Below are 20,267 nucleotides of genomic sequence, written 5' to 3' on the forward strand. Positions count from 1 at the left end.
TACGGCTCCCCTCAGGCCGTACGGACCGGCAGCACCGTGCCCTGGGCGACCGCGCAGAGGGACTCCGTGCCGTCGTCGGCGACCGCGAGGACGTCGCAGCGGACCACGGCCTGGCGGCGGCCGGCCTGTACGACCTCGGCCCGGGCGCGCAGGGTGCGGCCGGTGGCCGGGCGGACGTACTGGATGGTGAGGCCGCCGGTGAGGACCGCGGGGCCCAGGACGGTGCCGCCGGCGAAGGTGAGCGCGTTGTCGGCGGCGTAGGAGAGGACTCCGCCGTGCACGAAGCCGTTCTGCTGGTGGAGGTCCTCCCTGATGCCGATCTCCAGCGTGGCGCCGCCGTCCCCGAAGGCACTCAGCCGCGCGCCGATCAGCCTGCTGAAGGGCTGGCTCTCCAGCGCCTTCCGGGCCATGGCCAGGTCGAACTCCACGAGTGCGGTCACGAGAGCGGGCCTCCCAGGGCTTCCACTACGGCTTTCGTCACACCTTGGGCGGCTGCTACGGCCGTCCCGTGCGGCCGTTCTACCAGCGCACCGGCAGGCTGCGCATCCCGCGCATCAGCATGCCCGGGAGCCAGTCGCCGGGCGGTCCGTCCAGGGCGAGGCCGGGGGCGCGCTCCAGCAGCGTCCGTATCGCCGTGCGTGCTTCGAGGCGGGCCAGCGGGGCGCCCAGGCAGTAGTGGATGCCGTGGCCGAAGGCGAGGTGGCCTCGGCTGTCGCGGCGGATGTCGAAGCGGTCCGGGGCGGGGAAGCGGCCCGCGTCGCGGTCGGCGGCGGTCAGGCCGACCATGACGGTGTCGCCCTTCACGACGTGGGTGCCCGCGATGTCCAGGGATTCCACGGCGAAGCGGAACGTGCCGTTCTCCACCGGGCCCTCGTAGCGCAGCATCTCCTCGATCGCGCCGTCGAGGAGGGTCATGTCGGCGCGCAGGGCGGCGAGTTGGTCCGGGTGCGTGAGCAGGGCGTGGACGCCGCTGGTGAGGAGGTTGACGGTGGTCTCGTGGCCGGCGATGAGCAGGATGAAGGCCATGCCCCGCAGTTCCTGCGGGGAGAGCCGGTCGCCGTCCTCGGCGGTGGTGCGGATCAGGTCGCTGAGCAGGTCGCCGCTCGGGCCCGCGCAGCGCTTGTCCTCGATCAGGTCGCCGAGGTACTCGGCGAGCCGCACGAACGCGTCGTACTCGCTGCCCGAACTGGTGGGTGCGACCGCCTCCGTGGACAGCTTGCGGAACTCCGTGCGGTCCATGTCGGGCACGCCGAGCAGCTCGCAGATCACGGTGATGGGCAGCGGGTAGGAGAGCGACTCGACGAGGTCCGCGCGGCCGACCGGCAGCATCGCGTCGAGGAGTTCGTCGGTGATCTGCTGGACGCGCGGGCGCAGTTCCTCGACGCGGCGCATGGTGAAGGAGCGGGTGATGAGCCCGCGCAGGCGGGTGTGCTGCGGCGGGTCGGCGCTCAGCAGGTACTTGCCGATCAGCTCCTCGTCGAGGAACGTCACCCCGATCTTGCCGCCGTCCTTGGCCAGCCGTGGGTCGGCGAGCGCCGCGCGCGCCTCCTCGTACCCCACGATCAGCCAGGTCACGTAGTGCTCGTCCGGCTCCGGCAGACGCACGAGGTGCACCGGGCCGCGCTCGCGCAGCATGGCGTACACCGGATGCGGGTCCCGTCGGAACTCCTCGCCGAACTCCCCCAGGTCGATCACCTCGGTCATGTGCTGCCCCCTCCGGACGATCCCCCGAGATCTCCCAGTGCAGTGGGAACGCACGGCGGCAGCGGCTAGTGCCCGCCGTCACCGTCCTCTTCGAGGAGGCCCGCGTCGTACGCCAACAGGGCGATCTGCACACGGTTGTTGAGGTCGAGCTTGGCCAGGATGCGGGAGACGTGGGTCTTGACGGTGGCGACGCTCATGAAGAGGTCGGCGGCGATCTCGGCGTTGGCGAGGCCCTGTCCGACGGCGACGGCGACCTCGCGTTCGCGTTCGCCCAGGACGGCGAGGCGGGCACGCGCGCGTGCGCGACGGGTGTCGGTACCGGTGCCCGTGCCGGCCGCGTGCTCCATCAGCTGTCGGGTGACCGCGGGTGACAGGACGGGATCGCCGGCCGCGATCCGGCGTACCGCGTCGAGGATCTCGGCGGGCGGGGTGTCCTTGAGGACGAAGCCGGCGGCGCCCGCGCGGAGGGCCCGCAGCACCTGTTCGTCGGCGTGGAAGGTGGTGAGGACCACGATCTGGGGCGCGTCGCCGCGGGCGCGCAGCCGCTCGGTGGCGGTCAGTCCGTCCACCGAGGGCATACGGATGTCCATCAGGACGACGTCCGGGTGGACGCGGTCGACGAGTTCCTCGACCTCGCTGCCGTCGGCGGCCTCGCCGACGATCTCGATGTCGGCTGCGCCGCCCATCATGAAGGACAGTCCGGCCCGCACCAGCGGGTCGTCGTCGACGAGGAGCAGTCTGATCGCAGTCATGGGGCTACGTAACCACGGCCCCGTGGGCCAAAGTCCGGTCACCCCCAGGGCAGCCACGCCCGGACCCGGAATCCGCCGTCCTTCTCCGGGGCGTGTTCGAGCCGTCCCCCCGCCAGCGTCGCCCGCTCGGTCAGGCCGATCAGGCCCTGGCCCGAGCCGGGGACGTGCGGGACCGGGCCCTCCGGGGACGGGTTGTGCACGGCGACCACCAGGCCGTCGCCCGGGGTGCCGCTGACGGTCACCGTGACCTCGGTGCCGGGGGCGTGTTTGCGGGCGTTGGTGAGGCCTTCCTGGGCGATGCGGTAGGCGGTGCGGCCCACGGAGGCGGGCACCGCCGCGGGGTCGGTGACCCGGTTGACGAGGGTGACCTTCATGCCTGCCTCGCGTGACTCGCCGACCAGTGCGTCCAGGGCGCCGAGCGTGGGCTGCGGGCGGCCCGTGTCGTCGGGCTCGCCCGCGCGCAGGACGCCGATGATCTCGCGCAGGTCCTGCAGCGCCTCGTGGGCGCTCTCCCGGATGACGCCGGCCGCCCGCGCGACCTCCTCGCGGGGCGCGTCCGGCCGGAACTCCAGCGCGCCGGCGTGCACGCTGAGCAGGGTCAGCCGGTGGGCGAGCACGTCGTGCATCTCGCGGGCGATGGCCTCCCGGGCGAGCCGCTGGGCCTGCTCGGCGCGGAGCTCCGCCTCGGTCTCGGCGCGCCGGGCGCGGTCGCGCAGGCTGAGCATGAGCTGCCGCTTGGAGCGTACGAACATGCCCCAGCCGATGACGGTGAGGGTGAACAGTTCGGTGAACGCGACGGCTCCGGCGTACGGCAGGTCGGGGTCGGGGCGCAGCCAGAAGAAGATCGGGGCCAGGGCGAGCTGGATGCCGCCGATCCAGGCCACGTACCGGAAGGGGCGGTGCACGGCGAGGGTGAAGAGGGCGACCAGGCCGGCGCCGCCCGCCGTGGTCGAGACGAGGCCGACGGGGATCATGGCGATCGCCAGCCCGACCGGCCAGCGGCGGCGCAGCCACACCGCGAAGCAGGCGAGGACTCCGATCAGCTGGTCCACGACGGCCAGGGGGTGCGAGGTCGAGGTGTCGTCCCTGAGGCTCTGCGCGGCGATCAGCGCGATGATCACGGCCAGCAGGAAGCAGGACGTGTCGACGACCCAGTCGCGTGCGGTACGGCGGGGCCGTCCCGGCCGTTCGACGTCGGGATCGAGTTCGTCTGCCACGGCGGACGGCAGCAGCCAGCGGCGCCCCGCTAACGCCTGCGGTACCTGCGCGGTCGTGTCACCAGTCACGGTCGACAAATCTACGCAGGGCCCGGACCCGGTCACCCCACCCCGACGGGGATCGTCGACCAAAGTCGCGCCATCACAGACTTTCGGCGGACACGTCGAGGAGGGAGCAGAGACCTCCGGACGGCGCTGCGGGTCGATCGCAGTGGACAAGGGTCCCGGCCCGTGCGCAGACCGCGTGGAGACGGCGCGCGCCAAGTTAACTTCCCGAAAACTCATCGGACTTGACGGGAAAATCTCTGCGGTTGTCATTGACATGCCACTATCTACGCGCGTCATCATGAACGCATGAGATTCCCCCCACGGATCACCGGCATCGGCGCAGCAGCCGCCGTCCTGTCCGCTCTCCTCGTCGGCGGCACCGTCGCCACCGCGACCCCGGCAGCCGCCGCGGTCGGCAGCATCTGCTACAGCGCCCTGCCTTCCCAGGCGTACGACACGCTCGACCTGATCGCGACGAACGGCCCCTTCCCCTACTCGCAGGACGGCGTCGTCTTCCGCAACCAGGAAGGCGTCCTCCCCAGCCAGGCGTCCGGCTACTACCACGAGTACACGGTCAAGACTCCCGGCTCGTCCACGCGCGGAGCGCGCCGGATCGTCACCGGGAAGAAGACGCAGGAGGACTACTACACCTCGGACCACTACGTCACCTTCAACCTGATCAACTTCGGCTGCTGAGCCGGTCGGTCAGGTCCGTTCCGTAGTCACCCGGGCGTCCGGCTCCCACCGGCTGCACCATCGCTCGCCCCTCGCCCCGCGGCTCCCCCCACGTTCATGGGCCGCGGGGCGAGGCACGTCCTGCCGCCGACAGAAGCCGAAGGCCTCCCGTCGCCCCTGCCGGACAGTCCGGTCCGGCGGCGTACCGGAGGGGGACTGTCAGGTCTGCCGCTCGGGTGCGTACGCCTCCGCGTCCAGGCCGAAGGTCCAGGCCACTCCCGCTCTGGCCGTGCGCGTCGACGGGGGGACCCGTAGCCAGTACGTGCGGTGGGTACCGTCGGGCTCCGGTGTGGAGTTGAGTACCTCCACCATGACCACGGGCTCGTCGTCGGCCAGGTCGATCCGCCACAGCGTGCCCGTCTCGTCCCGGTGCAGGGGGTGGGCGCCCGAATCGGTGAGGTACCGGTCGTAGCCGTAGTACTCGAGCATCACGCGGCGCAGCTCGGCGTTCTCCTCGGCCCGGACGCGTTCGGGGGTCAGCGTGGGCAGTTCGGCCAGGAAGGCGGCCGGGACCGGCATACCGCGCCAGGCGTGCAGGGCGAAGCCGTCCGGGTACGCGAGCGCCGGGCCGTCCCCGTGGTCGAGTCGTCCCGCCTCGTCGCGGTGGAGGGCCGAGGGGCGCTCCGACAGCACCGCGACCCGCGCGAACGGCCACCACCAGCCGGCGCTGCGGCACACCGCGGACAGCGCGTCGATCGGGCCGTCGTCGGCGGGGAACGCCGCGAGCCACGATGCGTCGTGCTGCCCGAGCACGGCGTCCAGGAGGAGCAGCCGGATCTCCGCGGCCTCCTTGCCGGTGTCGCCTCCGGCCAGGTCGTCGATCACTCCCGTACGGATCCGGTCCACCAGGGCCTGCGTCGACGGCCACAGCCGTCCGCCTGTCGCCGCCCAGTGCGCCGACCACCCGGCGGGCCCCAACTCGGCGTGCAGCAGCCGCCTCGCCGCCGCCCACGGCGCATTGCGCACCGCGTCCCTTACGCTCGGGCCCCGGTCCGCCGACTCCCGGAGGAAAGCGACTGCCGCGCGGGGTGAACCCACCCACACCACGCGCTCCGGTTCCGCGAGCCCCGCCAGCCGGTAGGCCCGCCGGACGCCCTCCTCGGCGCTCGCCCGGTCCGCGGCGCCGGTCGCCGAGGCCCACGCCCGCCACGACGCGAGGTCACCGGAAGGGCCGGCCGGCACCCGCCCCGCCGCCAAGTCCGGTGTGCCGCCCGCCTTCAGGTCCGTCATCCTGCCCACCCCTGTGTCCGTCCCGCTCACGTGCGCTTCCTCCCGTGCCCCGCCCGGTTCTGTCCTGGCGCCGGTGCGTCCAGATCCCTCAGTCGGCCACGATCCGTACGGACCCGGGTACGTACTCCCGCTGTCTGACGACCCGGAACCACCCCTTGGGCAGCGCGATCGCCGCGTGCTCCTCGTGCACCACCCGCCCGCCCTGGGGCAGATGCAGCAGCAACGGACCGTAGGGACCCGGCTCGCGCACCAACTCCCCGGGCCCGACGACCGCGTGGGCATGCCCCGTCACCTCCCCCAGCGCCAGCACGAGCCGCCCGCGTCCGTCGCGCCGCTCCCGCGGGGCGTGCGCCGCGTGGGCGGGCACCGCGTCCTGCGCGACCGGCACGATCAGCACGTCTCCCTGTCGGTACATGGCTGTCCCCTCACCGCCGGGTGCTTCGCGCACCGGCCTCATGACCACGACGTTAGGCGCCACCACTGACAACGCCCCGGCCGCGCCCCGCCGACGGGCACTGTCAGTGCCGGTTGGTAGAAATGCGCATCACACACCACGCACTCTTCTTCTCAGGAGCGGCCGCATGACCATCGGTGAGCACCTCGACGCGCTGTACCGGCTGCCCTCGTTCACCTTTCCCGGACCGGACGCCCCGGCCGGCCGCCTGCCCGAGCCCGACTCGGTCGCCTGGCGCCTCGGCGGCAGCGTGTACGACACCGACGAGGCGTGGACCGAGACGTTCGCCCGCTTCCTCTCGGCCGTCGACACGACCCGGGTCCGGGCCCTGATCATCGGCGGCTGGGAGGACGCCTACGACACCGCGCCCACGCCGATCGTCGAGGCGCTCATGGAGGCCCGGGACGCCTTCCCCGCACTGCGCGCGCTGTTCCTCGGCGACCTGGTGATGGAGGAGTGCGAGATCTCCTGGATCCACCAGTCCGACGTCACCCCGCTGCTCAACGCCTACCCGGCGCTCGAGGAGTTCGGTGTGCGCGGCGGCACCGGCCTGGAGTTCACCGCGCTGCGGCACGGTGCGCTGCGCCGGCTGGTGGCGGAGACGGGCGGACTGCCCGTCGAGGTGGTGCGCGGCATCGGCGCCAGTGACCTGCCCGCTCTGGAGCACCTGGACCTGTGGCTCGGCACGCCGGACTACGGCGGCGACAGTGAGGCCGCCGACCTGGAGCCGATCCTGTCCGGTGCCCGGCTGCCGCGCCTGCGTCATCTGGCCCTGCGCAACAGCGAGATGCAGGACGCGGTGGCCGCCGCGGTCGCCGCCGCCCCGGTGGTGGAGCGCCTGGAGGTGCTGGACCTGTCGATGGGCGTGCTGACCGACGAGGGCGCGGTCGCGCTGCTGAGCGGGCAGCCGCTGACGCATCTCAAGAAGCTGGACCTGCACCACAACTACCTCAGCGAGGGCGTCGCGGAGCGGATACGGCAGACGCTGGTGGCGGCGGGCGTGGAGGTCGACCTGGACCGTGACGACGCCGACGAGGACACGGAGGACGACGGCACGGTCTGGCGCTATGTCGCCGTCGGGGAGTGACCGTGTCCGCCGCGGCCGGGCCGACCGCCGTCACGTCGTCCGCCCGCACCGGCCTCCGGTTCGCGGTGGTCGGCAACCCCGAGAACCGCAGGGTGTCCCTCTTCACGGAGGCCGTGCGCGCGGCCGGGCTGCCCGCACCCCGCGTCGTCGCCTGGACGGACGTCCTGCGCGCGAGGGGTGCGGACTTCGCCGCCGACGAGTTCGTCCGGGTCGACTCCCCCGGCGAGAACCCCGAGGTCGACCGGCTGCTGCGGGGCGCCACGGACCCCACCCGGGTGGAGGGCTCGGCCCGCTGGTACGCGCGGTTCACCGCCGCGCTGCGCACGCTGCGCGGCGGCATCCCCCTCGCCGACCCGGACGACCTGGCGGTGCTGTTCGACAAGCGGACGTGTCACGCCGTGCTGGACGCGGCCGGTGTGCCCGTCCCGGAGTCCCCCACGTCGGGTCCGCACGGCGCGCGCGTGCAGGGCTGGGACGACGTACGGGCGCTGATGCGCGAGCACCGGATGCCCCGGCTGTTCGTCAAACCCGCGCACGGTTCGTCGGCGTCGGGTGTCCTCGCGGTCGAGACGGCGGGCGGCGGCCGGATCAGGGCGACCACGTCCGTCGAGACCGGTCCGGACGGCGCGCTGCACAACTCCCTCCGGGTGCGGCGGTATCACGACGAGCGGGACGTCGCACGCATCGTGGACGCGCTGGCGCCGGACGGGCTGCATCTCGAACGCTGGGTGCCGAAGGCCTCCCAGGCGGGCCGTGCCGCGGATCTCCGGGTGGTCGTCGTGGCCGGACGGGCCACCCACGCGGTGGTGCGCACCAGTCGCGGACCGCTGACCAATCTGCATCTGGGCGGCAGCCGCGGCGACCTCGACGGTGTCCGGCGGGCCGTCACCGCCGCGGGCGCCCGGTGGTCCGACGTCCTGGACGTGTGCGAGCGCGCCGCGTCCTGTTTCCCGCGCACGCTGTGCGTGGGGGTCGACCTGCTGCCGGCCGTGGGCTGGCGGCGCGCGTTCGTCGGCGAGGTCAACGCCTTCGGCGACCTGCTGCCCCGGCTCACCGGACTGCCCGGCAGCGGCGCGGAGGGTCTGGACACCTACGGCGCGCAGGTGGCGGCCGTCCTGCGGGCACCGGCCGGAAGCGGCCCGCGTCATCCGTACAGAACAGGAACAGCCCATGCCTGAGCCCGACATGAACGCGGTCGTCGGCGACCACGACATCCTGCTGGTCACCCTCGACACGCTGCGGCACGACGTGGCCGCCGAGCTGGCGGCCGAGGGGCGCATCCCGCGTCTCGCCCGCCATCTGCCCGGCGGACGCTGGGAGAAGAGGCACGCCCCGGGCAGTTTCACGTACGCCTCGCACCAGGCGATCTTCGCCGGGTTCCTGCCCACTCCAGCCCAACCCGGCCCGCATCCACGGCTGTTCGCGGCGAGTTTCGCCGGCAGCGAGACGACCGCCGAGGGCACCTTCGTCTACGACACTCCCGACCTGGTGTCCGGGCTCGCGGCGGCCGGCTACCGCACCGTCTGCGTCGGCGGCGTGGGCTTCTTCAACCGGCGCGGTCCGCTCGGCTCCGTACTGCCCGGCCTGTTCCAGGAAGCGCACTGGGAGGAGGAGTTCGGTGTCACCTCGCCGCACTCCTTCGAGAACCAGGTCGACCGCGTGGAACAGGTGGTGGGCCAACTGCCCGCCGAACAGCGCCTGTTCCTGTTCGTGAACGTGTCGGCACTGCACCAGCCCAACTGGTTCCACCTGCCGGGCGCGACCCGCGAGGCGGGAGACACCCGGGAGACGCACGCCGCCGCGCTGGAGTACGTCGACCGGCACATCGGGCGGCTGTTCGCCGCAGCGAGCTCCCGGCGCCCCTGCTTCGTCATCGTCTGCTCCGACCACGGCACCGCCTACGGCGACGACGGCTACACCGGCCACCGCCTGGGCCACGAGTCCGTGTGGACCGTGCCGTACGCCCACTTCTTCCTCGACCCCGCCGAGGCCGTCCGATGACCACCGCGCAGCAGACCAGCCCCTACCAGCACTACGTGTACGCCTATCCGCACAAGACGGCGTACCGCCGCCTCCCCGACCGGCCCGCGCTGCGGGAGTTGTGGGCGGCGCAGGACCGCGGCGCGCTCTCGCTGTATGTGCACATACCGTTCTGCGAGGTCCGGTGCGGGTTCTGCAACCTCTTCACCCGCATCGGTGCCCCGGACGGCCTGACCGGCGCGTATCTGGACGCCCTGGATCGGCAGGCGGACGCCGTCCGGGCGGCGCTCGGTGACGCGGAGCCGGTGCGGTTCGGCACGGCGGCGTTCGGCGGCGGCACCCCGACCTTCCTCACCGCCTCCGAGCTGGAGCGCCTGTGCGACATCGCCGAGCGGCGCATGGGCGCCGATCTGCGCGCGGTCCCGCTCTCCGTGGAGGCCTCGCCCGCCACGGCCACCGCGGACCGGCTCGCCGTCCTCGCGGAACGCGGCGCGACCCGCCTCAGCCTGGGCGTCCAGAGCTTCGTCGACACCGAGGCCAGGGCCGCCGTACGCCCGCAGCGCCGCGCCGACGTGGAGGCAGCGCTCGGCCGGATCCGGGACGCCGGCGTCCCCGTCCTCAACATCGACCTCATCTACGGGATCGACGGCCAGACCGAGCGGACCTGGCGCGACTCCCTGGACGCGGCCCTGGCCTGGCGGCCCGAGGAGCTGTACCTGTACCCGCTCTACGTCCGGCCGTTGACCGGCCTCGGCCGGCACCAGGGGGACGCCGGAGTCGACCCGGCGTGGGACGAGCTGCGGCTGCGGCTGTACCGGGCGGGACGCGACCACCTCCTGGCGCGGGGCTACGTCCAGCAGTCGATGCGGATGTTCCGCCGGGCCGACGCCCCGCCCCAGGGCGCCGACGACTACGCCTGCCAGACGGACGGCATGATCGGGCTCGGCTGCGGCGCCCGCTCGTACACGTCGGCGCTGCACTACTCCTTCGACTACGCGGTCGGCATGCACGAGATCCGCGGCATCATCGACGACTACGTCACGACGACCGACTTCGCACACGCGGAGGTCGGCTACCGCGTGGACGGACACGAGGCGCGTCGCCGCCATCTCCTCCAGTCCCTCCTCCAGGCCGAGGGGCTGTCCGCCGCCGACTACCGCGCCCGCTTCGGGAGTTCACCCGACGACGACTTCGGGGCGGAGCTCGACCGGCTGGCCGGGCGCGGCTGGCTGACGGGTGCGGCGGGCGAGCGGCTGGTACTGACCCCGGAGGGCCTGGCGCACTCCGACGTCGTGGGGCCGGAGCTGTTCTCCCCCGAGGTACGGTCCGCCATGGCCGCCTACGAACGGAAGTGACGGACCGTCATGGATCTCACCGTCCTCTACCGGGGGCCGCTCGCGTCCTGCGACTACGACTGTCCCTACTGCCCGTTCGCCAAGCGGCGCGACTCGACCGGCCAACTCCGCGCGGACCGGGCGGCGTTGGAGCGCTTCGCGCGGTGGGCGGCGGACAGCGAGGACGACCTGTCGCTCCTGTTCACGCCGTGGGGCGAGGGCCTGGTCCGCTCCTGGTACCGGCGCAGCCTCACCGAGCTGTCCCGGCTGCCGCACGTGCGCCGGGTCGCCATCCAGACCAACCTGAGCTGCCGGACCGGCTGGCTCGCCGAGGCGGACCTCGACACGCTCGCGCTGTGGTGCACGTACCACCCGGGCCAGACCCCCTACGACCGTTTCCTCGGCAAGTGCCGCGACCTGGCCGACCGCGGGGTGCGCTTCAGCGTCGGCGTGGTGGGCCTGCCCGCCCATCTGGCGGCGGCCCGCCGGCTCCGCGACGACCTGCCCCCGCACGTCTACCTCTGGATCAACGCCGCCGAGGGGCACACCTACGGCGACACCGAGGCAGACGAATGGACCGCGCTCGACCCCCTGTTCCCGTACAGCCGGCACCCGCACCGCAGCGCCGGACTTCCGTGCCGTACCGGCGAGTCCGTGATCTCGGTCGACGGCACCGGCACGGTCCGCCGCTGCCACTTCGTCCGCGACGAACTGGGGAACCTGTACGACGGCTCCTACCGGGCGGCGCTGCGCCCGCGCACGTGTCCGCTGGCCGTCTGCGACTGCCACATCGGCTATGTCCACCTGGAATCCCTGCCCTTGTACGACGTCTTCGCGGGCGGTGTCCTGGAGCGGGTCCCGTCCGCCCTCCCCTGAGCCGACGGGTTCGTGGACGGGGGGTGTGCGTCGTAATGTCAAGATCGTGTCCTCAGTGATGCCGTCCCTTCTCAGGCGTGTCTCAGGAGTGTCATCGGCTGAGGGATCGCCCCAGGGGCCCCGTGATGGAGGGAGAACGACCGCGGGGCAACCGCGGATCGGCAATCACGGGGAGAACGAGACACATGATGTTCAAGCGATTCGGGACCATCGCCGCGACCGCGATCACCGGCACCCTGCTCCTGACCGCCTGCAACGGCGTGGACGGTGCGGCCGACACCACCGTGTCGCATCCGGCGGCAGGGGCGACGCAGGCGGCGGGTGCCATCGGCCGCTACTCCGAGAACGCGCCGGGGGCGCGCTACTTCACCACGATCCTCACCGGTGACAACGAGGTGCCCGTCAAGGGCAAGCCGGCGGTGGGTGACAAGGACGGCAGCGCGGTGGCCCTCATGCGTATCCAGGGCGCCGAGGTGTCCTTCGCGTTCGCGTGGACGGGCATCGGCATCCCGACCATGGCACATCTCCACCAGGGTGCGCGGGGCACCAACGGTGACGTGAAGATCCCGTTCTTCATGGAGAAGCTCAAGGGCGGTACGCCGTTCGTGTTCGGCACAGTGAAGGTCAAGGACGCCGACCTGCTGCGGAGTATCAAGGCCCACCCCGACCAGTTCTACTTCAACCTGCACACCGCAGAGTTCCCCGGCGGCGCGGTCCGCGGACAGGCCGTCGCACTGCCGGGCGCCGTCTCGCTGCCCGACGCCATCCGGCACTCGGCGCTGGCCGGTGTCGTCAAGGGGGCCCAGATCTACGCCTGCACCGAGCAGGACGACGGCTCCTACGCCTTCACCCAGGACAACGTCGACGCCGCCCTCCAGGGCGGCATCCAGCACAGCTTCGCCAAGCACGGCCCCGCCGGCCCGCCGCAGTGGATCGCTCCCGACGGCTCCTCGGTGACCGGCACCGCCCTCAACAAGTTCGACAACGGCACGGGCAACATCCCCCAACTCCTGCTCCGCGCACAGCAGACCGGCAAGAGTGAGGGACTCCTGTCCAAGACCACCTCGGTCCTGCGGCTCAACACCGCGGGCGGCGTCGCCCCGGCCGGCACCTGCAACCCGGCCACGCGGCCCACCGCCCGCGTCCCCTACACGGCCGACTACCTGTTCCTCGCCACGAAGTAGCACCGACGAGCGGCACCGCCCGAACCGTCGGAGCCGTACACAGCCAGGCGATGCGAGTCCCGCGCGGACTCGCATCGCCGTGTGTTCCCGCTCAGGAGAGGTCGATCTTCACGGATGCCCCGGGCTTGAGGGAGATCTTCCTGCGCACCTTTCCGGCGCGGAGCTCCGTCTCCGTTCCTCCGACGCTCCGGACCGTCACCGTGGTCGCCCTGCCGTCCCGCCAGGAGAAGTCGACCGTGAATCCGCCGCGGGCGCCGATCCCGGTGACGGAACCCTTCGCCGACCAGGCCTTCGGCAGCGCCGGGAGCAGTTCGAGGACTCCCGGCCTCGAGTACAGGATCATCTCCAGCGCGGCGGCGGGGCCGCCGAGGTTGGCGTCGATCTGGAAGATCGTGTAGCTGCCCTGGCTGTACATGTCGAACCAGTTCGCCGAGGTCCCGTTGCCGTTGTTCATCGAAGGGCGCAGCACGGTGAGATAGAGCTGGTAGGCCTTTTCGGCGTCCTTGAGCCGCGACCAGCACAGTGATCGCCAGGCGCAGGCCCAGCCGAAGCTGTCCATTCCCCTGGCGGTGAGGAGTGCGCGTACGCCGTCCACCAGTTCGCGCGGGCTGGTGTCGACGGAGATCCGGTCGCCGGGAAAGAATCCGATGAGCGGTGACAGATGACGGTGTGTCGTCTCACCGAGATTGTCGGGGCTCATCCACTCCTCCAGCCAGCCGGTCTTCGGGCTGACGCGCGGGAGGTAGAGCCGGGCCCGCATCGAATCCAGCTCGGCGGCGAGGTCCTCGTCGCGACGCAGAGTGCGGGCCGCGACGGCGAACTCCCGGAAGAGTTCCCACGCCAGCTCCTGCGCGTAGGTGTTTCCCTTGCCGTCCGGTCCGTGCTCCGGCGACCAGGAGGTGTCGTCCACCAGGACCTCGTGGGACGAGCCGTCCACGTCGGTCACCTCGGTGGTGATCAGCCGCGCCTTCCAGAACTCGGCGGCCCCTTTCAGCACCGGATAGATCGTCTCCAGATACGCGCGGTCCTGGGAGTACTCGTAGTGGCGCCACAGCGTGGCACAGAGCCAGGCGTTGCCCGAGGGGTGCCAGGCCCAGCCGCTGCCGCCGTAGATGTTGGTGGAGAAGGCGATGGCCCAGCCGGCCACGTCGCCCGTGCTGTTGCGGAAACGATTGTCGGGGCTGTTGAAGAGCCGTCTGGTCACATCGGTCCAGACCGGAAGCTGGGACCGGCAGTAGCGGGCGAGCGCGTGCGCGTTGTCGCCCAGTCCGGCGGGGTCGGCCAGCCAGTAGTTCATCTGCACGTTGATGTCGGTGTGGTAATCGGCGTACCAGTCAGGGGTGTTGTTGTGGATCCACAGCCCCTGGAGGTTCAGGGGCAACCAGTCCCTGGACCCGGTGATGGTCAGGTAGCGGCCGTACTGGACGTAGGCGGCCTCCAGCTCCGGGTCCGGGGTGGACGCGTCGGTGTGTCTGACGGCGATGCGCGACCACGAGTCCAGCGACCGCTGCACCGTCGAGGATCTGCCGAGATCGATCGAGAAGCGGTCGTAGAGGCGCCGGTAGTCGACCACATGGGTGGCGAGGAGAGCGGCGCCGGAGACCTTCGCCGCGGCAGCGGTCTTGGTACGGGCCACTGTGAGCGGGACCAGGGACTCGTCCCGGAAGTCCTGGTCGGCATCGGGCGAGTAGTCGGTACCCGCGCAGACCGCGATCAGCAGCTCGCGGCAGCCGGAGAAGGACAGCTTGCCGTCCTCGGCGCTGATGGTTCCGGTGCTGCTCACGGCGGTGACGGAGGCCGCGTACCGCAAGCCGTTCTTCAGGGTCGCGGCGAACGAGAGCTGTTTCCCGTCGGCCGCCGTGGTCTCGCCGTGCGTGCCCTCCAGCGAGATCGCACCGGTGTGGCCGCCTCCGGTGAGCCGGATCACGATCACGTCGTCCGGGTGGCTGGCGTAGATCTCCCGGCGGAAACGAGCTCCGCGGTGCTGATAGGTCGCCGACACGACACCGTTGCTCAGGTCGAGGCTGCGCCGGTAGCCGCTGATCTCCTGTGCGGTGTGGCCCGGCAACGTGACGCGGAGCTTGGCCAGCAGCCCGAAACTGCCGAAGTCATCGGCTCCGTACGGAAGTTGACCGTCGCTGGTGGGGGTGTCGTTGCGCCCGCCCGTCCAGAACGAACCGTCCGTGATGTACAGGAAGTCGTCCGCGGGGTCGCAGCCGACCAGGGCACCCATCCTGCCGTTGCCCACAGGAAGCGCCTCTTGGATGATGCGCGACTCGTCGGCCGGCTGCCGGTACCAGAGAGTGGTGGCCTCGGCCTCCGGAACGATGTCCGCGTGAGCGGGACGCTCGGGGCCGGCATGCGCCACGAACGGGGGCAGTCCACCGAAGGCGGCGAGACCACCACCGGCGACACCGGTCAGACGAAGGAAGTCGCGGCGGGAGGAAGGAGGCACGGCGGATCTCCTCGGGCAGGCGGTCGGGATTAATTCGTAAATTAATGAGATGCCGAGGAACAAGCAATGGTCGTGCAGCCAAAAGATCCGACCTCTAGGGCATCCCTTCGCCACCAAAGAGGCGATTCGCGAACGTACCAGGACTATTTATCGGATGAATGACCGATGTCGTTGACCTTTCCGGGAGTCACCGTGCGGCGCCGCGTCCCCATGCCGTCCCCACCAGGACGAGCACGCCGCCCGCCAGCCCGAACGCGCCGAGCCGTTCCCCGCCGAGCGCGATGCCGGCCGCAGCAGCCCACAGGGGCTCGGTACCGAGCAGCAGGCTGACCCTGGAAGGGGAGGTCCGGCGTACCGCCCACATCTGGACGAAGAAGGCGAACAGGGTGCAGAACACGGACAGGAACAGCAGCCCGGCCCATTCGCGCGGCCCGAAGTTGGCCGCCGTCGCCCACGGTGTGGTGTCGGCGCCGGTCGACAGCAGCGCGAACACCCCTACGGCGGCGCCGAGTTGGACGGTGGTCAGGGGCAGCGCGTCGGCACCCCGGACCGCCTTGCTGCGGGACATGGCCAGCACGTGCAGGGTGCGGGCCAGGGCCGCGAGCAGCATGAGGAGGTCGCCCAGGGAGGGGCGGCTGAAGCCGGCGCCCTGGGTCAGCAGCAGTACGCCGAGCACGGAGAGGGCGGCGGCCCCGAGGAAGGCGCGGGACGGCCTGGTGCGGGTCACGGCGGCCTCGGCGAGCGGGGTGAAGATCATGGTGAGGCTGATGATGAGGCCCGCGTTCGTCGCCGAGGTGTGGACGACGCCGTAGGTCTCCAGGAGGAAGATCCCGGCGAGGATCAGCCCGAGCAGGGCCGCGCCGCGCCACTGGGCGGCCGTCAGGGCGCGCAGCGAGCGGTGGCCGACGACCGCCAGAACGGGCAGGACGAGGGCGAAGCGCAGGACCAGGACGGCGAGGACCGTGCGGGCGGTGGTGATGTCCTTGGCGGCGAGATAGCTGGCGCCCCAGACCACGGCGACCAGCAGGACGGGCAGGTCGGTCGACCAGGTGCGGCGGGGCGCGGCGGCGCGCGGTACGGCGATCGAGGACATGGGGGCGGCTCTCCCGGTCTCCGGCGGGGTGGAGACATCGGCGGCTGCCACACGGAACGATCACGGTACCGGCACGGACCCCGGCTGACTAGGCGTTTTCCAGTTCGGCGTACGAGCCGTAGGCCGGGCGGCCCGCCAGGTCGTACGACTGGATGGAGACCCCGGTGCTGGTGATGGTCCCGCCCGTGCGCTTGAAGGCCTTGGGCGTGGTGCCCTCGGGGAACAGGCGCAGGCCGGTGCCGAGCACGACCGGGAAGGTCACCAGGTGGATGGTGTCGAGGAGGTCGAGCTCCAGGAGGGAGCGGACGAGGGCGCCGCTGCCGTGCACCTGGACCTCGCCCTCGGTGCGCTCCTTGAGGCCGGCGACCTCCTTGGCGAGGTCGCCGCCGAGGACGGTGGTGCCGGCCCAGGAGGGGTCGGTCAGGGTGGCCGAGGCGACGTACTTCGGCAGGGCGTTCAGCTTGGACGCGATCGGGTCGGCGGGGTCGGTCATGTTCGGCCAGTACGAGGCGAAGATGTCGTACGTACGGCGGCCGAGCAGATAGGCACCGGAGCGGTCGAAGACCTCGACCACGAACCGGCCGAAGTCGTCGTCGCCGTACACAAAGCTCCAGCCGCCGTGCTCGAAGCCGCCGCGGGTGTCCTCTTCGGGGCCGCCGGGGGCCTGGTAGACGCCGTCGAGGGTGACGAAGATGGTGGAGACGAGCTTGCCCATGTCGGGTGCCTGCTTCCTGGTGCGGGGTCTGTTGTCATCAGCTCAGACCCCGCCCGCCCCCGCAACTCATCGGTCGGCGGCAGGGCCGGTACGGCGGGTCAGGTCGCAGGAGAGCGACGGTGACTGTCCGGCGCCGGTGAGCGGGGTGTGGTGCGTGCGGCTGCAAGGCGGAGGAGACGTTGACATCAGCGGCTCCGCCGCGGGCGACGCGGTGGGGGCACCTCCCGGCCGAAGGCTGGGGGACGTCGGCGAGTGACGACAACGCGGCTGGGGGTCCCCCCACGCCTTTAGGCCGTGGGGGAGTGCGTGCCACACCCCGCGTCTGCGACAGGATCCGCCGGACAGGCCCTGGGGCACCTCACCCGGCGTGGGTCGAGAACATGCCGCCGGTCGGGCCCTGCTTGTCGCCGCCCTGGGCCTTCTTCAGGGCGTTGGCGAGGCTCTCGATGGTGAGGGACTGGAGGATGACTCGGCCATTGCCCTCCAGGGTGGCCAGGGAGAGGCCCTCACCGCCGAACACGGCGTTCATCAGGCCCTGGCGGTTGAGGCCGCCGATGCGCTGGACGCCGTACTGGATGCCCTCCTCGAAGGCGACGAGGCAGCCGGTGTCGACCTCGATGCGGCCGCCGAAGTCGGCCGGGTTCAGGTCGATGAAGTTGCCCGCGCCGGCGATGATCACCGTGCCGCGCCCGGTGAACTTCTCCAGGACGAAGCCCTCGCCGCCGCTCATGCCGGTACGGCCGCCCTGGAAGGCGATGCCGAACTGGACGCTGGACTCGGCGGCCACGAAGGCGTCCTTCTCCGCGAACCACGCGCGCGTGCCGTCCAGTTCCAGGGCGCGCATCTCACCGGGGAGCACGCCCGCGAAGCCGACGGTGCCCTCGCCGCCCTGGGAGGTGAAGTACTGGAACGCCAGCGACTCGCCCGCGAGCGCGCGCTGGCCGACCTGCATGGCCGTCCCCACGGCCTGCCGGAGCATGCCGCCCATACCGCCGGAGCCGGCGCCGCCCGGCTGCTGTCCGGCGCCGGGCGGGCCGCTCAGACGGGTCTCCATGGTCACGTTCGTCGTCTTGAAGAGGAACTTCCCGGCCTCGCAGTACACGGTCTGGCCGGGGCTCAGGTTGACGACCGCCATCTGCATGGCGTTGCCGACGATTTCTTGCTGAAGGGTCACGACGGGAGAACGCCGGAGGTGGCGGAATCAGTTCCGGCCGCGCGAGGTCGGCGTCCGTTCGCCGCCAGCACGCGGGTGCGCCGACCGCTGGGATGGGCCCATGACAACGACTTGCGGAACCCTGAACGGCAAGGTCGCCCTGGTCACCGGCGGCAGTCGCGGCATCGGTGCGGCGACGGCCCTGCGGCTGGCGCGGGACGGTGCGGACGTGGCCGTCACCTATGTGGAGGGCAAGGAGGCGGCCGAGGACGTCGTAGGGCGGATGGAGGCGCTGGGACGGCGGGCGGTCGCGCTGCGCGCGGACTCCGCGGATGCCGCCGGGGCGGCGGCCGCGGTGGAGCGTACGGCGGAGGCACTGGGCGGGCTCGATGTGCTGGTGAACAACGTGGGGGTGGGTGTGCTCGGTCCGCTGGACGGGCTGTCCCTCGCCGATGTGGACCGGGTCCTGGCGGTGAACGTCCGCGGGGTGTTCCTGACCTCTCAGGCGGCTGCCGCGCGGATGACGTCCGGGGGCCGCATCATCACGATCGGTACGTGCATGACACAGCGGGTGCCCGGCCCGGGCGGGACCCTCTACGCGACCAGCAAGTCGGCGCTGATCGGCCTGACGAAGGCACTCGCCCGTGAGCTGGGCGGACGCGGGATCACCGCGAACATCGTGCACCCGGGGCCCACGGACACCGACATGAACCCGGCGGACGGACCGTACGCGGCCGACCAGGCTGCCACGACGGCGCTGGGGCGCTTCGGGACGGCTGACGAGGTGGCGTCGATGGTCGCGTATCTGGCGGGGGCGGAGTACGTCACGGGGGCGGAGTTCGCGGTGGACGGCGGGCACGCAGCGTAGGCCCCCGGCGGTTGGCCGGGTACGCGCGGGTGCGTTGTGGCTCGCGTCCCTGGGGGCTGCGCCCCCAGACCCCGCTTCGGCCCTGAAGGGGCCTCGTCCTCAAACGCCGGACGGGCTGGATATTGGCGGCCTCCGTTGGCAAGGCGCCGGACGGGCTGGATTGTGCCGGCCTGCGCTGGAGAGGCGCCGGACCGGCTGACCATGCCGGTCCGGCGTTCGAGAGGCCGGCGCCCCGAAGGCCGCAAGCCCGCGTCAGCCGCCCAGTTCCTGGTGCCGTGCCGCCAGCGCCGCCGCTCCCTGCTCCGTCAGGGAACCGAACAACCGCAGCCGTGAGATCCCGCCGTCCGGGTAGATCTCCACGCGCGCGTGCGTCCCGATCGCCGGAGTGGGGAGCACGAAGCGGTGGTTCGTGTCGGGCTGAAGGCGGGTGCGCGGGAGGATCTCGTGCCAGTCGCCGGTGTCGCCGTCGCGTACCGACACCGACGCCCAGCCCGCGCTGTTGCCCTTCAGGTAGGCCGTGTCGAGCTCGACGGCGCGGATCCGGGACTGGGCGGCCAGGGCGTAGCGGATCCAGTCGTTGCCCTGGTCGCGGCGGCGGCGGGTCTCCCAGCCGTCGTCCATCTTGCGGGAGCGGCCGGGCTGGATGGTGTTGGTGGCGGGTGAGTAGAAGAGGTTGGACGCGTCCTCCGCCCGGCCGCCGTTCTCCAGGGCGACCACGTCGAAAGTGCCCAGCGCCGCCAGCCAGTTGGGGTCGGGGACGACCTCGCCGTAGACCCGTAGGCGCGCGATGCCGCCGTCGGGGTGCTGGTTGACGCGGAGGTGGGTGAAGCGCTGCTCGACCGAGATGGAGAAACCATTCGCCGCGTGGCCGCCGACCGGTGTGCGCGGGACCAGGGTCGTCCACTTCACGTCGTCGGAGAGCAGGTCCTCGGGGGACGGGAAGCCCGGCACCGAGGTGGCCTCGACCGACACCGCCTGCGGGTAGTTGCCGCGGAAGTGGGCCGTGTCGACGACGATCCCCCGGATCACGCCGGGCGCGCCGAGCCGGACCAGTGCCCAGTCGTGGTCCCCGGCCGTCGGCCAGGGGTGCTCCGCCGAGGCACCGCGGCGGCGGCGGGTCTCCCAGCCGTCCATGATCTTGCCCTTGTGGCCGAAGTGCTCGGGGTCGAACTCGGCGGGCCCGGGCACCAGGAGGTTCTCGCGCTGGGCGAAGAACTCGTCGTTGGCGGCGATGACTCCGGCCCCGAGCTGCCGGTCGGCGAGGTTGGCGTACTGGGTGAAGGGGAAGTCGGCCGTGCGGTAGTCCGCGTACGGGTCACCGCCTCCGTAGGGGTTCGCGTCGCCGGTGAAGCTCGGAATCGCCGTCACTGAATTTGCCTTTC

General features: G+C 71.8%; 19 protein-coding genes. 8 read left to right on the top strand and 11 right to left on the bottom strand.

Translation table 11 applies throughout. From position 1 onward, the window contains the following. Positions 1-11 precede the first annotated feature (11 nt). The 4 genes from OH768_RS11105 to OH768_RS11120 all read right to left on the bottom strand — a co-directional run bounded on the left by OH768_RS11105 (position 12) and on the right by OH768_RS11120 (position 3,751). A complete protein-coding gene (locus tag OH768_RS11105; protein WP_406465228.1) occupies positions 12-410 on the bottom strand; it encodes a PaaI family thioesterase in 399 nt (132 codons plus the stop codon). Positions 411-519: 109 nt separating this feature from the next. Next, on the bottom strand, positions 520-1,704 hold the full coding sequence (locus tag OH768_RS11110) for a cytochrome P450 (protein WP_406452555.1): 1,185 nt from the start codon (positions 1,702-1,704) through the stop codon (positions 520-522). 65 nt (positions 1,705-1,769) lie between these two features. Then, positions 1,770-2,456: a response regulator gene (locus OH768_RS11115; RefSeq protein ID WP_406452557.1), complete on the bottom strand. Its 687-nt coding sequence runs from the start codon at positions 2,454-2,456 to the stop codon at positions 1,770-1,772. A 38-nt stretch (positions 2,457-2,494) separates the two neighbouring features. After that, positions 2,495-3,751, bottom strand: a complete 1,257-nt coding sequence (locus OH768_RS11120; RefSeq protein ID WP_406452559.1) for a histidine kinase — start codon at positions 3,749-3,751, stop codon at positions 2,495-2,497. A gap of 276 nt (positions 3,752-4,027) precedes the next feature. Between OH768_RS11120 and OH768_RS11125 the strand changes: the two genes are divergently transcribed. Then, positions 4,028-4,417: a ribonuclease domain-containing protein gene (locus tag OH768_RS11125; protein WP_406452561.1), complete on the top strand. Its 390-nt coding sequence runs from the start codon at positions 4,028-4,030 to the stop codon at positions 4,415-4,417. A 198-nt stretch (positions 4,418-4,615) separates the two neighbouring features. Here OH768_RS11125 and OH768_RS11130 read toward each other — a convergent pair whose 3' ends face one another. Both OH768_RS11130 and OH768_RS11135 read right to left on the bottom strand, forming a co-directional pair. After that, positions 4,616-5,686 carry a DUF6745 domain-containing protein gene (locus OH768_RS11130; protein WP_406452563.1) on the bottom strand — a complete coding sequence of 357 codons (1,071 nt, stop codon included), beginning with the start codon at positions 5,684-5,686 and terminating at the stop codon, positions 4,616-4,618. Between the two features lie 88 nt (positions 5,687-5,774). Next, complete coding sequence (locus OH768_RS11135) at positions 5,775-6,101, bottom strand: hypothetical protein (RefSeq protein WP_328931989.1); 327 nt, start codon at positions 6,099-6,101, stop codon at positions 5,775-5,777. Between the two features lie 166 nt (positions 6,102-6,267). Here OH768_RS11135 and OH768_RS11140 point away from each other — a divergent pair, with 166 nt between their 5' ends. The 6 genes from OH768_RS11140 to OH768_RS11165 all read left to right on the top strand — a co-directional run bounded on the left by OH768_RS11140 (position 6,268) and on the right by OH768_RS11165 (position 12,601). Then, entirely contained in the window at positions 6,268-7,227 is a 960-nt protein-coding gene (locus OH768_RS11140; protein WP_406452565.1) for an STM4015 family protein, read from the top strand. Then, positions 7,224-8,405: an STM4014 family protein gene (locus OH768_RS11145; RefSeq protein ID WP_406452566.1), complete on the top strand. Its 1,182-nt coding sequence runs from the start codon at positions 7,224-7,226 to the stop codon at positions 8,403-8,405. The genes OH768_RS11140 and OH768_RS11145 overlap by 4 nt, the downstream gene beginning before the upstream one ends. Before the next feature lie 7 nt (positions 8,406-8,412). Further along, entirely contained in the window at positions 8,413-9,228 is an 816-nt protein-coding gene (locus OH768_RS11150; protein ID WP_406465230.1) for an STM4013/SEN3800 family hydrolase, read from the top strand. Then, on the top strand, positions 9,225-10,562 hold the full coding sequence (locus OH768_RS11155) for an STM4012 family radical SAM protein (protein ID WP_406452567.1): 1,338 nt from the start codon (positions 9,225-9,227) through the stop codon (positions 10,560-10,562). Before OH768_RS11150 ends, OH768_RS11155 begins: the two co-directional genes overlap by 4 nt. Positions 10,563-10,571: 9 nt before the next feature. After that, positions 10,572-11,417 carry an STM4011 family radical SAM protein gene (locus OH768_RS11160; RefSeq protein WP_406452569.1) on the top strand — a complete coding sequence of 282 codons (846 nt, stop codon included), beginning with the start codon at positions 10,572-10,574 and terminating at the stop codon, positions 11,415-11,417. 185 nt (positions 11,418-11,602) lie between these two features. Then, a complete protein-coding gene (locus tag OH768_RS11165; protein ID WP_406452571.1) occupies positions 11,603-12,601 on the top strand; it encodes a CHRD domain-containing protein in 999 nt (332 codons plus the stop codon). A gap of 91 nt (positions 12,602-12,692) precedes the next feature. Here OH768_RS11165 and OH768_RS11170 read toward each other — a convergent pair whose 3' ends face one another. From OH768_RS11170 to OH768_RS11185, 4 genes are all read right to left on the bottom strand, one after another. Beyond that, positions 12,693-15,056 carry a glycosyl hydrolase family 95 catalytic domain-containing protein gene (locus OH768_RS11170; RefSeq protein ID WP_406452573.1) on the bottom strand — a complete coding sequence of 788 codons (2,364 nt, stop codon included), beginning with the start codon at positions 15,054-15,056 and terminating at the stop codon, positions 12,693-12,695. 187 nt (positions 15,057-15,243) lie between these two features. After that, positions 15,244-16,149 carry a DMT family transporter gene (locus OH768_RS11175; RefSeq protein ID WP_406465231.1) on the bottom strand — a complete coding sequence of 302 codons (906 nt, stop codon included), beginning with the start codon at positions 16,147-16,149 and terminating at the stop codon, positions 15,244-15,246. Between the two features lie 88 nt (positions 16,150-16,237). Continuing rightward, positions 16,238-16,864, bottom strand: coding sequence for a dihydrofolate reductase family protein (locus OH768_RS11180; RefSeq protein WP_406452575.1), 627 nt, complete (start codon positions 16,862-16,864; stop codon positions 16,238-16,240). A 358-nt stretch (positions 16,865-17,222) separates the two neighbouring features. Continuing rightward, on the bottom strand, positions 17,223-18,038 hold the full coding sequence (locus tag OH768_RS11185) for an AIM24 family protein (RefSeq protein WP_406452577.1): 816 nt from the start codon (positions 18,036-18,038) through the stop codon (positions 17,223-17,225). Positions 18,039-18,138: 100 nt separating this feature from the next. Here OH768_RS11185 and OH768_RS11190 point away from each other — a divergent pair, with 100 nt between their 5' ends. After that, the gene (locus OH768_RS11190; RefSeq protein ID WP_406452579.1) at positions 18,139-18,885 is read left to right on the top strand and encodes an SDR family oxidoreductase; all 747 of its coding nucleotides are present in this window, start codon (positions 18,139-18,141) and stop codon (positions 18,883-18,885) included. 252 nt (positions 18,886-19,137) lie between these two features. On the opposite strand, the gene alc is transcribed toward OH768_RS11190, so the two are convergent. After that, a complete protein-coding gene (gene alc / locus OH768_RS11195; protein WP_406452581.1) occupies positions 19,138-20,253 on the bottom strand; it encodes an allantoicase in 1,116 nt (371 codons plus the stop codon). Between the last annotated feature and the right edge of the window lie 14 nt (positions 20,254-20,267).

The organism is Streptomyces sp. NBC_01622 (genome assembly GCF_045209635.1).
Taxonomy (GTDB): Bacteria; Actinomycetota; Actinomycetes; order Streptomycetales; family Streptomycetaceae; genus Streptomyces.